Source organism: Streptomyces lunalinharesii, assembly GCF_039532155.1.
GTDB classification, from domain to species: Bacteria; Actinomycetota; Actinomycetes; order Streptomycetales; family Streptomycetaceae; genus Streptomyces; species Streptomyces lunalinharesii.
Genome location: NZ_BAAARK010000003.1, coordinates 226,222 through 239,395, shown reverse-complemented (window position 1 = coordinate 239,395; position 13,174 = coordinate 226,222). Strand labels below are relative to the sequence as shown.

10 protein-coding genes are annotated in these 13,174 nt (G+C 72.5%); 4 read left to right on the top strand and 6 right to left on the bottom strand.

All coding sequences use genetic code 11. The features are described 5' to 3' along the window. Positions 1 to 176: 176 nt before the first annotated feature. Positions 177 to 1,631, top strand: a complete 1,455-nt coding sequence (locus ABD385_RS06985) for a cytosine permease (protein ID WP_344574126.1) — start codon at positions 177 to 179, stop codon at positions 1,629 to 1,631. Between the two features lie 92 nt (positions 1,632 to 1,723). Here ABD385_RS06985 and ABD385_RS06980 read toward each other — a convergent pair whose 3' ends face one another. Together ABD385_RS06980 and ABD385_RS06975 are read right to left on the bottom strand one after the other, a co-directional pair. Further along, on the bottom strand, positions 1,724 to 2,830 hold the full coding sequence (locus ABD385_RS06980) for a branched-chain amino acid aminotransferase (RefSeq protein ID WP_344574125.1): 1,107 nt from the start codon (positions 2,828 to 2,830) through the stop codon (positions 1,724 to 1,726). Positions 2,831 to 3,205: 375 nt separating this feature from the next. After that, positions 3,206 to 4,246, bottom strand: coding sequence for a 3-isopropylmalate dehydrogenase (locus ABD385_RS06975; protein WP_344574124.1), 1,041 nt, complete (start codon positions 4,244 to 4,246; stop codon positions 3,206 to 3,208). A gap of 141 nt (positions 4,247 to 4,387) precedes the next feature. Between ABD385_RS06975 and ABD385_RS06970 the strand changes: the two genes are divergently transcribed. Beyond that, positions 4,388 to 6,001, top strand: a complete 1,614-nt coding sequence (locus ABD385_RS06970; protein WP_344574123.1) for a purple acid phosphatase family protein — start codon at positions 4,388 to 4,390, stop codon at positions 5,999 to 6,001. Between the two features lie 80 nt (positions 6,002 to 6,081). On the opposite strand, the gene ABD385_RS06965 is transcribed toward ABD385_RS06970, so the two are convergent. From ABD385_RS06965 to ABD385_RS06955, 3 genes are all read right to left on the bottom strand, one after another. Then, the gene (locus ABD385_RS06965; RefSeq protein ID WP_344574122.1) at positions 6,082 to 6,213 is read right to left on the bottom strand and encodes a hypothetical protein; all 132 of its coding nucleotides are present in this window, start codon (positions 6,211 to 6,213) and stop codon (positions 6,082 to 6,084) included. A 341-nt stretch (positions 6,214 to 6,554) separates the two neighbouring features. Further along, on the bottom strand, positions 6,555 to 8,195 hold the full coding sequence (gene pruA / locus ABD385_RS06960; protein ID WP_344574121.1) for an L-glutamate gamma-semialdehyde dehydrogenase: 1,641 nt from the start codon (positions 8,193 to 8,195) through the stop codon (positions 6,555 to 6,557). Between the two features lie 243 nt (positions 8,196 to 8,438). Then, positions 8,439 to 9,365, bottom strand: a complete 927-nt coding sequence (locus ABD385_RS06955) for a proline dehydrogenase family protein (RefSeq protein ID WP_344574119.1) — start codon at positions 9,363 to 9,365, stop codon at positions 8,439 to 8,441. A 205-nt stretch (positions 9,366 to 9,570) separates the two neighbouring features. On the opposite strand from ABD385_RS06955, the gene ABD385_RS06950 reads away from it, so the two are divergent. Next, positions 9,571 to 10,872, top strand: a complete 1,302-nt coding sequence (locus tag ABD385_RS06950) for a helix-turn-helix domain-containing protein (RefSeq protein WP_344574117.1) — start codon at positions 9,571 to 9,573, stop codon at positions 10,870 to 10,872. Between the two features lie 18 nt (positions 10,873 to 10,890). Here the strand turns inward: ABD385_RS06950 and ABD385_RS06945 are convergent, their stop codons facing one another. Continuing rightward, a complete protein-coding gene (locus ABD385_RS06945; protein WP_344574116.1) occupies positions 10,891 to 11,052 on the bottom strand; it encodes a hypothetical protein in 162 nt (53 codons plus the stop codon). Between the two features lie 357 nt (positions 11,053 to 11,409). Here ABD385_RS06945 and ABD385_RS06940 point away from each other — a divergent pair, with 357 nt between their 5' ends. After that, positions 11,410 to 13,143: a TIGR03767 family metallophosphoesterase gene (locus ABD385_RS06940; protein WP_344574115.1), complete on the top strand. Its 1,734-nt coding sequence runs from the start codon at positions 11,410 to 11,412 to the stop codon at positions 13,141 to 13,143. The last annotated feature ends 31 nt before the right edge of the window (positions 13,144 to 13,174 follow it).

The following is a 13,174-nucleotide window of genomic DNA, read 5'->3' as shown; positions in this document are numbered from 1 at the left end:
TGAGCGTCGCTCTAGAACATGGCTTGAACTGATCGTTTTTAGAGCATCACTCAAATGATCTCGCAGTAGCGAGCACGCGCTTCGTAGGCACCGCCGAACGAAGCCCTTGTCCACCGACGGAGCACCGCGCCCAGCACCGCTTCTCACATCTGTTCCGGCCTCTCAGGGGAGCCCTCATGCCGATAGAACAACGCGGAGTCGACACGATCCCGGACGAGGAGCGCACCAGTAGCCCTCGCGACCTCGTCTCCATCCTGCTCGGCTCGAACCTCGCACTCGGCGTTGTGATCTTCGGCTGGCTACCCGTCTCCTTCGGCCTCGACTTCTGGGGCTCGGTCAGCTCCCTGGCGGCCGGCACCCTGGTCGGCGCGCTGCTGACCGCACCGCTCGCGCTGGTCTCGCTGCGCAGCGCGACCAACCTCTCCACCAGCAGCGGCGCCTTCTTCGGCGTCCGCGGCCGCCTCATCGGCTCGGTGATCGGCCTGCTGCTCTCGCTCGGTTACACCGCGCTGACCCTCTGGGTCGGCGGGGACGCCATGGTCGGCTGTCTGCACCGCCTCATCGGCCTGCCGGCCGACGGGGCGGCGTACACGATCGTCTACGCGGTGCTGGCCGCCGCCACCGCCATCGGCGCGGTCTACGGCTACAAGGTGCTGCTGCGGCTGAGCAAGGTGCTCTCGATCGGCCTGACGATCCTGCTGGCGATCGGCGTCTTCGCCCTCTCGCACCACTTCAGCACCGGATCGATCCCCGGCGTCCACTACGCGCTGGGCGGCTACTGGCAGACCTGGCTGCTCGCCGCGGTCTCCGCCGGCCTGAGCGGCCCGATCGCCTTCATCACCCTGCTCGGCGACTACAGCCGCTACATCTCCCCCCGCCGGCACCGCTCCAAGGCGGTCTTCGGCGCCACCTACCTGGGCCTGGTGCTCGGCCTGCTGGTGCCGCAGCTGTTCGGGACGTTCAGCGCGCTCGCGGTCGGCGCCGGCTCCGACTACGCCGGGCCGCTGGTCGCCGGCGCGCCCCTGTGGTACCTGGTCTTCCTGCTGCTCAACGCCTCCGCCGGCTCGGCCGGCAACTCCGGCCTGATGCTCTACAGCATGGGCCTGGACCTGGACGCGATCCTGCCGCGCGCCACCCGCACCCAGGCCACCTACGTCGTCGCCGCGCTCTCCACCGCGCTCGTCTACGTCGGCCACTTCCTGTGGGACGCGCAGAACGCGATGACCGCCTTCGTGCTGCTGATGACCGCCATCGGCACCCCGTGGGCGGTCATCACCGTGATCGGGTTCGTCCGCTGCCGCGGCGTCTACGACCCGGACTCGCTCCAGGTCTACAACCGCGGCACGCTCGGCGGCGTGTACTGGTTCAAGGCCGGCTGGAACGTCCAGGCCACCGTCGCCTGGGCGCTGGGCTCCGCGGTCGGCCTGCTGGCCGTGGGCTCCCCCTACGAGGGGCCGCTGCTGAAGTACACCGGCGGGATCGACATGAGCTTCCTGCTGGCCGCCGCCACCGCCGCGGTCGTCTACCTGCTGCTGGTCGCCCGGCAGCCGCGCCCGGTCCCGCCGCTGCGCGCGGCGGCGGCCACCGTGCCGTCCCCCGCCGCCGCGGAGACGCCCACCAAGGTCGGCTGACCGCCTCCCGCGGCGCGCGGCGCATCGACGAAGGCCGCCCCGGCACGGTGCCGGGGCGGCCTCGGTGTGCGTACGGACCAGGGGCCCACGCGTCAGCCGATGCGGTGCATCCAGCCGTGGTCGTCGGCGGTCACCCCGCGCTGGATGTCCAGCAGCGCCTCGCGCAGCTTCAGCGTGACCTTGCCCGGCTCGCCGCCGGACTGGGTCCACTCGACGCCCTCGCGCTTGACCGTGCCGACCGGCGTGATCACCGCGGCGGTGCCGCAGGCGAACACCTCGGTGAGCGTGCCGTTGGCGGAGTCGTTCTGCCACTGGTCGATGGAGACCCGCCCCTCCTCCGACGCGAAGCCCAGGTCGCGGGCGACGGAGAGCAGGGAGTCGCGGGTGACGCCGGCGAGCAGCGAACCGGTCAGCTTCGGGGTGACGATCACCGGCTTCTCGTTGTCCGCGGCGCCGTAGACGAAGTAGAGGTTCATCCCGCCGAGCTCCTCGACCCAGGTGTGCTCCACCGCGTCGAGGTAGGCGACCTGGTCGCAGCCGCGCGCCGCGGCCTCGGCCTGGGCGAGCAGCGACGCGGCGTAGTTGCCGCCGGTCTTGGCGTCGCCCATGCCGCCGGGGACGGCCCGCACCCGGTCCTCGGACAGCCAGATGGAGACCGGCTTGACGCCGCCGGGGAAGTACGCGCCGGCCGGCGAGGCGATCACGACGAAGAGGTACTCGCTGGCGGGCTTGACGCCCAGCCCCACCTCCGTGGCGATCATGAAGGGGCGCAGGTACAGGGACTCCTCGCCGCCGTGCGCCGGCACCCAGTCCTTGTCCTGCCGGACCAGCAGGTCGCAGGCCTCGATGAAGGTCTCGACCGGCAGCTCGGGCATGGCCAGCCGGCGGGCGGACGCCTGGAAGCGGCGGGCGTTGGCGTCCGGGCGGAAGGTGGCGACGCTGCCGTCGGGCTGGCGGTACGCCTTCAGGCCCTCGAAGATCTCCTGCGCGTAGTGCAGGACGTTGGTCGCCGGGTCGAGGGAGAGCGGCCCGTAGGGCACGAGCTGCCCGTCGTGCCAGCCGCGGCCCTCGGTCCACTTGATCGTCACCATGTGGTCGGTGAAGTGGCGGCCGAAGCCCGGGGCGGCCAGGATCTGCTCCCGCTCCGCCGCGGGCAGCGGGTGCGAGGAGGGCTTGAGCTCGATCGTCGGCGTCGTCATGTATGCGTGTCCTTCACTGCGGTGGTCCGATACCTGGGGGCGCTCCCCACCAGCGTGCGCTGGGGAGGGTCGCCGGCCCAGCCCTCCGGCCGGGGGTCGGGGAGGTTGGCCGCTCGCGGCACCGGTGCGGTGGGGAGCGGCCGCGCGCACTGTGGGTAGTCGGTCGTACCGGTCGTTACTGGGACGTCCAACTTTCCCGCCGCACGGCGGGCCCTCGTCCGATTATCGCTCGTGGGTGTCCGCCGTCGGAACCGGTGTGCGCGGCCCGCGTCAGATGGTGGCATCCGACCCGCCGGTGGTCCGGGCCGGGTCAATGCGAACAGCGCCGGACCGTGGACCGGCCCGGCGCTGTGGGTGCTGCTGGTGCGTCGGGCGTCAGCCCGCTACGCGTGCGGCGATCGCGTCGCCGATCGCGTCGGTGGTGCGGGCCGCACCGTCCCGGGCCTCCAGGTCGGTGGCCACCTCCGCCTCGATGCGGGCGGCCTGCTCCTCGAAGCCGAGGTGGCGCAGCAGCAGCGCGACGGAGAGGATCGTGGCGGTCGGGTCGGCCTTGCCGGTGCCCGCGATGTCCGGTGCGGAGCCGTGCACCGGCTCGAACATCGACGGGAAGGCGCCGGTGGGGTTGATGTTCCCGGAGGCGGCCAGGCCGATGCCGCCGGTGACGGCCGCGGCGAGGTCGGTGAGGATGTCGCCGAAGAGGTTGTCGGTGACGATCACGTCGAACCGCTCGGGCTGGGTGACCAGGAAGATCGTCGCCGCGTCGACGTGCAGGTAGTCGGTGGTGACGTCGGGGTACTCCTGGCCGACCCGGTCGAAGATGTTCTTCCACATGTGGCCGGCGTAGACCAGGACGTTGTTCTTGTGGACCAGCGTCAGCTTCTTGCGCGGCCGGGCGTTGGCCCGCTCGTAGGCGTCGCGGACGACCCGCTCCACGCCGTAGGCGGTGTTCACGCTGACCTCGGTGGCGACCTCGGCCGGGGTGCCGGTGCGCAGGCTGCCGCCGTTGCCGGTGTACGGGCCCTCGGTGCCCTCGCGGACGACGACGAAGTCGATGTCGGGGCGGCCGGCGAGCGGGGTCGCGGTGTTCGGGAACAGCTTCGAGGGGCGCAGGTTGACGAAGTGGTCGAAGGCGAAGCGGAGTTTGAGCAGCAGCCCGCGCTCCAGGACGCCGGACGGCACCGTCGGGTCGCCGATCGCGCCGAGCAGGATCGCGTCATGCTGCTTGAGCGCCTCCAGCTCCGCGTCCGGCAGGGTCTCGCCGGTCCGGTGCCAGCGCTTGGCCCCGAGGTCGTATTCCTTGGTTTCCAGCTTGACGTCCTGCGGGAGGACCGCGGTGAGGACCTTCAGGCCCTGCGCCACGACTTCCTGGCCGATACCGTCACCGGGGATCACTGCGAGGCGAATGCTGCGAGACATGCCTGGACCCTACTCTCCGTCCCAGTGATTGACACGTGACGTCCGACATGCGGACAGCGTTGCCCGGCGCACGAGCAGCGGCCATCCCGCGTTCACCCCGGCGCCGCACGACCGTCTGCCGGCGCTGCGAGATTCGGCCACATGACTGCACTTCCCCGGGGGGAGCGCCCGCTGCCCTCGCACACCCCCCGCGTCGGCATACCGGAGCAGCTCGCGGCCCGGATGACCATGCCCGAGCAACACGAGTACCTGCGCACCAAGCTGACCCGCCGGGGGCTGCTGCGCAGTTCCGCGGTGACCGCCGGCATGGTCGCCGGGGGCGGCCTGCTCGCAGCGCCGGCCGCGCAGGCCGCCGGGCCGGTGCTGCTGTCCGCGCCCGCCACCACCGCCGTCGACGGCCACCTGGTGGCCCCGTTCGGCCGCCACCTCGCCTTCGGCGCGGACCCGCGGAGCCAGATGCGCATCGGCTGGCAGGTGCCGTTCGCGGTCCGGCGGCCGTACCTGCGGGTCGGCCTCACGCCGTGGGACCTGGGCCGCAAGGTGCCGGCCGAGGTGCGCCACCTGCACACCCCGGCGCTGTCCGCCAAGCTGCCGGCGGTCGACCAGTTCTACCTGCACGCCGCGCTCGACGGCCTGCGCCCGGGGACCACGTACTACTACGGGGTCGGCCACGACGGCTTCGACCCGGCCGAGGTGCGCCACTTCTCCACCGTCGGCACCTTCCGCACCGCGCCGGCGCGCGCCGAGAAGTTCGTCTTCACTGCCTTCGGCGACCAGGGCGTCAGCTACCACGCCCTCGCCAACGACCAGTTGATCCTGGGCCAGAACCCGTCGTTCCACCTGCACGCGGGCGACATCTGCTACGCCGACCCGGACGGCCAGGGGTCCGAGCACGACACCTACGACGCCCGCGCCTGGGACCAGTTCCTCGCCCAGACGGAGACGGTCGCGAAGTCGGTGCCGTGGATGGTGACCACCGGCAACCACGACATGGAGGCGTGGTACTCGCCCAACGGCTACGGCGGCCAGTCCGCCCGCTGGTCGCTGCCGACCAACGGCCCGGACCCGGAGCGGGCGCCCGGCATCTACTCGTTCACCTACGGCAACGTCGCCGTCGTCGCCCTGGACGCCAACGACGTCTCCCACGAGATCCCGGCGAACGCGGGCTACACGCAGGGCCGGCAGACCCGCTGGCTGGACCGCCGGCTCGGCGAGCTGCGGGCCACCGCCGGCATCGACTTCGTGGTGGTCTTCTTCCACCACTGCGCGTTCTCCACCACCAACTCGCACGCCTCCGAGGGCGGGGTCCGCGAGGCATGGCTGCCGCTCTTCGAGAAGCACCAGGTGGACCTGGTGGTCAACGGCCACAACCACGTCTACGAGCGCACCGACGCCATCAAGGGCGGCCGGGTCGCCAAGCGGGTCCCGATCGGGGAGACCGTGGACGCCGCGCACGACGGCATCGTCTACGTGACGGCCGGCGGGGCCGGGAAGTCGCTCTACGACTTCCCCGTGCCGGACAGCTACGAGGGCCACGTCAAGGACCTGGACCACGTGGACACCTACCACTGGGTCAAGGGCCAGGGGAAGACCAAGGAGAGCGTCGAGTGGTCCCGGGTCCGCTACACCGGCTACTCGTTCATCGCCGTCGAGGTCACCCCGGGCGCCCGTCCCACGATGGCGGTCACCGCCCTCGCCGAGTCGGGTGAGCGCGTCGACCACTTCGAGGTGACCCGCTCCCGCCGCCGGGGCTGACCGCCCGCACGACCGCGCCAGGGGCGCCCGGGACCACGGTCCCGGGCGCCCTTTGCGTGCGGGTGCGCGGTGGGCGCTGCTCAGTGACCGGTGGAGCCGCCGTTGTCCCGGCGGTCCAGCGCGCGCTGGAGGGCGGCCGCGGCGTTGCGGCGGTCGGCGTCGTTGGTCTGACGGGAGGAGTGACGGGTCCTGCGGACGGTGGTGTCGGCCATGATGCGCGTCTCCAATGCCAATGCCCCGAGAGCGAAAGCTGGGGTGCGTCGAAGAAGAGGGGTGGGGTGGTGCGAGTGGCCGCAAGGGCGGGGGCCGCGGCGCCGCAGGGGTCACCTGCGCGGGCGCACCGGGGCCGCATCCGCATTCGCTGGTGGAGCGATACGTTCGGCTCCTACAAAGCTAGGACAGCCCGGCCGTGATGTCTGCACAATTACTTGGGCTTCCTACTATTTGAGACGGCGATCATGAACGGGCCGGCTCCGGGCGCGTCCGACTCCCCCCACGGCCGCGGCCCGGCACCCCTGGAAGGGGCACCGGGCCGCGGGCGGGCAGGAGGGCGTCAGCCCATGTGCGGGTAGCGGTAGTCGGTCGGCGGGACCAGCGTCTCCTTGATGGAGCGGGTGGAGGTCCAGCGCATCAGGTTCTGCTTGGCGCCGGCCTTGTCGTTGGTGCCGGAGGCGCGACCGCCGCCGAACGGCTGCTGGCCGACCACGGCACCGGTGGGCTTGTCGTTGATGTAGAAGTTGCCGGCCGCGAAGCGCAGCCTCTCGCAGGTGGCGGCGGCGGCCGCGCGGTCCTGGGCGATCACGGCGCCGGTCAGGCCGTAGGCCGAGGCGGACTCCATCTGGTCGAGCATGGCCTCGTAGCCGCCCTCGGTGGAGTCGTCGTAGACGTGGACGCCGAGGATCGGGCCGAAGTACTCGTCCTTGAAGATCTCGTTCTCCGGGTCGGTGGAGACCAGGACCGTCGGGCGGACGAAGTAGCCCACGCCGTCGTCGTAGGTGCCGCCGGCGACGACCTCGACGGTCGGGTCGGCCTTGGCGCGGTCGATCGCCGCCTTGTTCTTGGCGAACGAGCGCTCGTCGATGACGGCGCCCATGAAGTGCGCCAGGTCGGTGACGTCGCCCATGGTCAGGGCGTCAACCTCGGCGGCGAACTCCTCCTTGAAGCCGGCGTTCCACAGGGACGCCGGGACGTAGGCGCGGGAGGCCGCGGAGCACTTCTGGCCCTGGAACTCGAAGGCGCCGCGGGTCATGGCGGTCTTCAGCACGGCCCGGTCCGCCGACGGGTGGGCGACGATGAAGTCCTTGCCGCCGGTCTCGCCGACCAGGCGCGGGTACGTCTTGTACTTCTCGATGTTGGTGCCGACGGTCTTCCACAGGTACTGGAAGGTCTTCGTCGAACCGGTGAAGTGGATGCCCGCCAGCTCGGGGTGGGTCAGGGCCACCTCGGAGACGTCCTTGCCGTCGCCGGTGACGAGGTTGATGACGCCGGGCGGCAGGCCGGCCTCCTCCAGCAGGCGCATCAGCAGCACCGCGGCGAAGGTCTGCGTGGGGGACGGCTTCCAGACCACCACGTTGCCCATGAGGGCCGGGGCGGTGGGGAGGTTGCCGGCGATCGCGGTGAAGTTGAACGGCGTGATCGCGTAGACGAAGCCCTCGAGGGGGCGGTGGTCCGAGCGGTTCCAGACGCCCGGCGAGTTCACCGGGGGCTGCTCGGCGAGGATCTGGCGCGCGAAGTGGACGTTGAAGCGCCAGAAGTCGACCAGCTCGCAGGGCGTGTCGATCTCGGCCTGCTGGGCGGTCTTGGACTGGCCGAGCATGGTGGCGGCGGCCAACGTCTCGCGCCAGGGGCCGGCCAGCAGGTCGGCGGCCTTGAGGATGATCGCGGCCCGGTCGTCGAAGGACATCGCGCGCCAGGCGGGGGCGGCGGCCAGCGCGGCGTCGACCGCGTCCCGGCCGTCCTGGACGGTGGCGTTGGCGTACGTGCCCAGGCGGGCGGAGTGGTGGTGCGGCTGTACGACGTCGAAGCGTTCGCCGCCGCCCATCCGCCGCGCGCCGCCGATGGTCATCGGCAGCTCGATGGGGTTGCCGGCCAGCTCCTTGAGCTTGGCCTCCAGGCGGAAGCGCTCCGGGCTGCCCGGGGCGTAGCTGTGCACCGGCTCGTTCACCGGCACGGGGACCTGGGTCACAGCGTCCATGGTGGCCGTGTCTCCTTACGCTTGCGATCGTCGGTTCGCGATCGTTTCCGTTGTCGTACGTCGGTGTACGTCGGTCGTGCCGAGGCCGCTGCCACGGCGGGTGGCCGGGGGGACCGGCGGTAGGTGTGCCGTCCCGGTACGTTCCCCCGTCCCCCAGGATCCACCCATACGGTCCCAAAAGAACCGTAAAGGCGGCTCGCGGGTCGGCCGGGGTCGCCCCCGGCCGCAGGTCTGGGGAGGTCCTCAGCCGCGGGTGGCCAGGGACCGCAGGAAGAACGCGAGGTTGGCCGGGCGCTCGGCGAGGCGGCGCATGAAGTAGCCGTACCAGTCGGTTCCGTAGGGGATGTAGACCCGCATCCGGTGGCCCTCCTCCACCAGCCGCTGCTGCTCCGCCTCGCGGATGCCGAACAGCATCTGGAACTCGAAGTCTGCGGGCTTGCGGCCGTTGCGGTGCGCCAGCTCCTGGGCGATGGCGACCATCCGCGGGTCGTGCGAACCGACCATCGGGTAGCCCTGCCCGGCCATCAGGATCTTCAGGCAGCGCACGTAGGCCCGGTCGACCTCCTGCTTGTCCTGGAAGGCGACCGTCGCGGGCTCCTTGTACGCGCCCTTGACCAGCCGCACCCGGGAGCCTTCGCCGGACAGTGCGCGGCAGTCGTCCTCGGTGCGGAAGAGGTAGGACTGGAGCACCGCGCCCGTCTGGGGGAAGCGCTCGCGCAGCGCGCCGAGGATGGCGAGGGTGGAGTCCACGGTGGTGTGGTCCTCCATGTCCAGCGTCACGGTGGTGCCGGCTTCGGCGGCGGCTTCGACCACCGGAGTGACGTTGCGCAGGGCGAGGTCGTGCCCGCCGGACAGCGCCTGCCCGAAGGCGGAGAGCTTGACCGACATCTCGGCCTTGGCGCCGAGCCCCAATTCCTTGAGGGCGCCGGCGAGCTGGAGGTAGGCGTCGCGGTTGCGCAGCGCCTCCGCCGGATCGGTGATGTCCTCGCCGAGGTGGTCGAGGGTGACCTCCATGCCGCGGGCGGCCAGCTGCCGCACGGCCGCCATCGACTCGTCCAATCGCTCGCCCGCGACGAACCGCTCGACCACGGGGCGGGTGACCGGAGCGGCCGCGACGACGCGGCGGATGCTGTCGCTGCGCGCGGCGGCGAGGAGCACGGGACCCAGCATGGGGCACCTCCACGATTCAGGATGACAAATGCCGGGGCGGACGCCGATCGGGCGGTCGCGGCGGCAAGATGAGCCACCTGAAATTTAAGGATCTCGCCACTTTCCGGCCATCGACAGCTGTCACGCCTTCGTGGCCGGCATCTCAGACAGATGTATGAGAATGGGAGGCAGGTGACGGCAGCGACAGGAGAGGGGTCGGGCGGCGGTGCGCGGGGACTACCAACAGTTGGTGGACGAGATCTCGGCGGCGCTCGGGGCGCCGGCGACGCTGGAGGACCGGGACTTCGGACTCATCGCGTTCGGCGCGCACGAGAGCGAGGACGACGAGGTCATGGACCCGGTGCGGACCCGTTCGATCCTCCAGCGGCGGTCCTCGGCGGCGGTGCGCGCGTGGTTCGAGGCGTTCGGCATCGCCCGCGCCACGTCCCCGCTGCGGATTCCCCCGGATCCGGCGGCCGGGGTCTTCAAAGGCCGGATCTGTCTCCCCGTACGACACCGCGGGGTGGTGCACGGGTACGTGTGGCTGTTGGACGACGGCCATCTGACCGACCTGGAGCTGGGCGGCCCGAGCGCCCCGCCCGACCCCCGGATGGCCCAGGCGATGGAGACCGCCGCGCGGATCGGCGCCCTGCTGGCCGACGAGTCCCGGGCCGGCTCCGAACTCGCCGAGGTGTTGCGGGAGTTGCTGACCTCGCGGGCCGCCGGCCGGGCCGCCGCGGCGGCCGCACTGCGGGACGCCCTGCGGGACACCCTGCGCTTCGCCCCCGGCACCCCGCTCACCCTGGTGGCGGTCCTGCCCTGGGACGCCGCCGCCACCGACACCGCTCCGCTGCCCAGCCTGCCCGGGCTGCTCGCGGCCTGCCCGCTGCCCACCGCCGCCGCCGGGCCGCCGGACGGCGCGGACCGCCCGGACGCCCCCGCCGGGGCCGACTCCGGCGCCGCCGGCCCCGCCCGGACCGAGCCCGCACTGGCCGCGCTCGTCCGACTGCGCCAGACGGGGTCGCTGACGCCCGCCCACACGGCCGCCGAGCACCTGCTGCGTTCCCCGCGGGCGAGTGGCGCCCCGACGCCGGCCGGGCGGGCGGGGGCCCGCCCGGCCCGGGCCGCGGCCGGGATCGGGCTCGCCACCCGGGAGCTGCCCGACCTGGCGACCTCCTGGCGGCAGGCCCTGGACGCGGCCCGCGCGGCCCGCGCCGAACCCCGGCTCGGCCCCGTCGCCGCCTGGCACACCCTCGGCGCCTACCGCATGCTGACCGCCCTCCCGGCCACCCCGACCGACCCGGCGGTCGGCCCCCTGCTGGCCCCCGCGCACGCCGAACTCGCCCGGACCGCCGAGGCGTTCTTGGACTGCGCGGGGCAGGCCGGCCGCACCGCACAGCAGTTGGGCATCCACCGCCAGACGCTCTACTACCGCCTGGGCCGGGTCGAGAAGCTGACCGGCCTCGACCTGGACGAGGGCGCGGACCGGCTGCTGCTCCACATGGCGCTGAAGGCGGCGCGGCTCTGACCCCGCCCGGCCCTCCGGTCAGTCGGCCGGCGGCGGCACGGGCTGGTCTCGCCCGGCCGGCGCCGGGGGCGCGCCGCAGACCCCCGCCTCGGCCACGTCGACGGGGAGCGCCGGAGCCGGCAACCAGTCGCCGTTGACGTCGAACGCCAACGGGCGCCGGCCGTCCGGTGTGCCGGACATCGCGGGCAGGGAGCCGTCGGTCCGTCCGGTGCGGCCGAGCGCCGTCGTCCCGCAGGACGGCTCGACGACATCGGGGGATTTCTCCCGTCGTCGACGGCTCGGGGCGCGGCCGGGTGACCGCAAGGGCGTCGAAGTCCGTTGCGGGAGTCGAGCGTTGGCGAGGGTCCGCGGCGGCGCCGCCGGATGCCCCGGAGTGCCCCGGGACGCCACTTGTTGTCCATGAAGCCGTTGTCCACAGGACCTGTTGCCGGTCGCTACCGGCAAGTAGCGTGTCGGCCGACCGAGGGCCCCCGCTGCCGGGACGGCCCGCCGGGCACTGCTGCCTGCCGCCATGCACCGCCGCCCCAGGGGGATTTGATGACCGGGATGAACCGCCGCCAGTTCGTGTCGAGAATGTCCGCCGCGGCGGCGGGCGCCGCCCTGTGGACGGCGACCTCCTACGACCAGGCGCTGGCCGTCACCGCGGCCCGGGCCGTGCGCACCAGAGGCACCACGCTGGAGCAGGCCGCCCGCCCGGTGGGCACCGGCGCGTACAAGCGGCTTGCGGCCGGGCCCGGTTGGCCGCTGGTGGTGCGCGGCGACCTGGCCGGTGCGGGCGCGGGCCGGGACGACCGGCGCACCGGGCTCGCCTCGTTCGTGCAGTTCACCGACCTGCACCTGGCGGACGTCGAATCGCCCGTGCGGTTCGAGTACCTGGCGCGGTTCAACGACAGCGCGTACCGCCCGCAGGAGGCACTGACCGTGCGCGGCGCCTCGTCACTGGTCGAGCGGGTCAACGCGGTGCGCCGGGGCCCGTACACCGACCTGCCGTTCGGCTCGGTGATGGCCACCGGCGACAACACCGACAACCACGAGCAGATCGAGCTCGACTGGTACCTGACGGTGATGAGCGGCGGCCGGATCACCCCCAGCAGCGGCGACCCCCGGCGCTACGAAGGCGTGCAGAACTCCGGCAACGCGGCGTACTGGAATGCGGAGTCCACGCTCCAGGACGCCTACAAGGCCAAGGGACTGCCACAGATACCGGGCTTCCTGACCGGCGCGACCCGCCCGTTCACCGCACCCGGCCTGTCCGTGCCCTGGTACACCACGGTCGGCAACCACGACGACAGCATCGAGGGCACCCTGCCCGACCTCGGGCTGCTGGGCGAGCTGTACACCGGCGACCGGAAGCTGGAGGGCTGCGACGACGCCGCGGCGGCCCGGCTCGCGGACGCGCTCAAGCACGACCCGGCGCACGCCGCGACGCTGCTCGGTGCGTTGCTGGCCGGGGGCGGCGCGATCCGCAAGGTCACGCCGGACGAGCGGCGCCGCCCGTTCACCCCGGCCGAGTTCGCCAAGGCCCATCTGGACCCGGCGTACACCGGCGCGGGCCCGGTGGGCCACGGCTTCACCTCCGACGCGGCGGCCAGCGGTCGCCTCTACTACTCCTTCCCGCTCGCCGAGGGCGTCCTGGGCATCAGCCTGGACACCACCAACCGGGCGGGCTGGGCGGACGGTTCGATGGGCACCGCCCAGCTGCGCTGGCTGGAGTCGGTCCTCCAGGAGCACAGCAGCCGCTGGTACGACGCCGACGGCCGTACGGTGCGCGGCAGCGGCGGCGGCGGCGACACGCTGGTCGTCCTCTTCAGCCACCACACCAGCACCAGCATGGGCAATCTGCTCCCGGACCCCTACCACCCCTTCGAGGCGCGGCACGACGGCAAGGCCCTGGTCGACCTGCTCCAGCGCTACCCGAACGTGGTCGCCTGGGTGAACGGCCACACCCACGAGAACCGCATCACCCCGCACGGCCACACGGTGCCGGAGCGCGCCTTCTGGGAGATCAACACCGCCTCGCACGTCGACTATCCGCAGCACGCCCGGATCATCGAGCTGGCCGACAACGGCGACGGCACGCTGTCCCTGTTCACCACGCTCATCGAGTCCGCGGCCCCGTACACCACCGACGTCACGGACACCTCCGACGCCGGACTGGCCGCCCTCTACCGCGAGCTGTCCTACAACGACCCGTACGCCACCCCGGACGCCAAGCTCGGCGCCCCCGCCGACCACAACACCGAGCTGCTGCTCACCCGTCCCGGGAAGTGAGGCGAGGGACCCGGGCACCGGCCCGGGTCCG

Coding starts and splice junctions, on each gene's coding strand:
- ABD385_RS06985 (WP_344574126.1), top strand. CDS start 177: ATGCCGATAGAACAACGCGGAGTCGACACGATCCCGGACGAGGAGCGC.
- ABD385_RS06980 (WP_344574125.1), bottom strand. CDS start 2,830: ATGACGACGCCGACGATCGAGCTCAAGCCCTCCTCGCACCCGCTGCCC.
- ABD385_RS06975 (WP_344574124.1), bottom strand. CDS start 4,246: ATGTCTCGCAGCATTCGCCTCGCAGTGATCCCCGGTGACGGTATCGGC.
- ABD385_RS06970 (WP_344574123.1), top strand. CDS start 4,388: ATGACTGCACTTCCCCGGGGGGAGCGCCCGCTGCCCTCGCACACCCCC.
- ABD385_RS06965 (WP_344574122.1), bottom strand. CDS start 6,213: ATGGCCGACACCACCGTCCGCAGGACCCGTCACTCCTCCCGTCAGACC.
- pruA (WP_344574121.1), bottom strand. CDS start 8,195: ATGGACGCTGTGACCCAGGTCCCCGTGCCGGTGAACGAGCCGGTGCAC.
- ABD385_RS06955 (WP_344574119.1), bottom strand. CDS start 9,365: ATGCTGGGTCCCGTGCTCCTCGCCGCCGCGCGCAGCGACAGCATCCGC.
- ABD385_RS06945 (WP_344574116.1), bottom strand. CDS start 11,052: ATGTCCGGCACACCGGACGGCCGGCGCCCGTTGGCGTTCGACGTCAAC.
- ABD385_RS06940 (WP_344574115.1), top strand. CDS start 11,410: ATGACCGGGATGAACCGCCGCCAGTTCGTGTCGAGAATGTCCGCCGCG.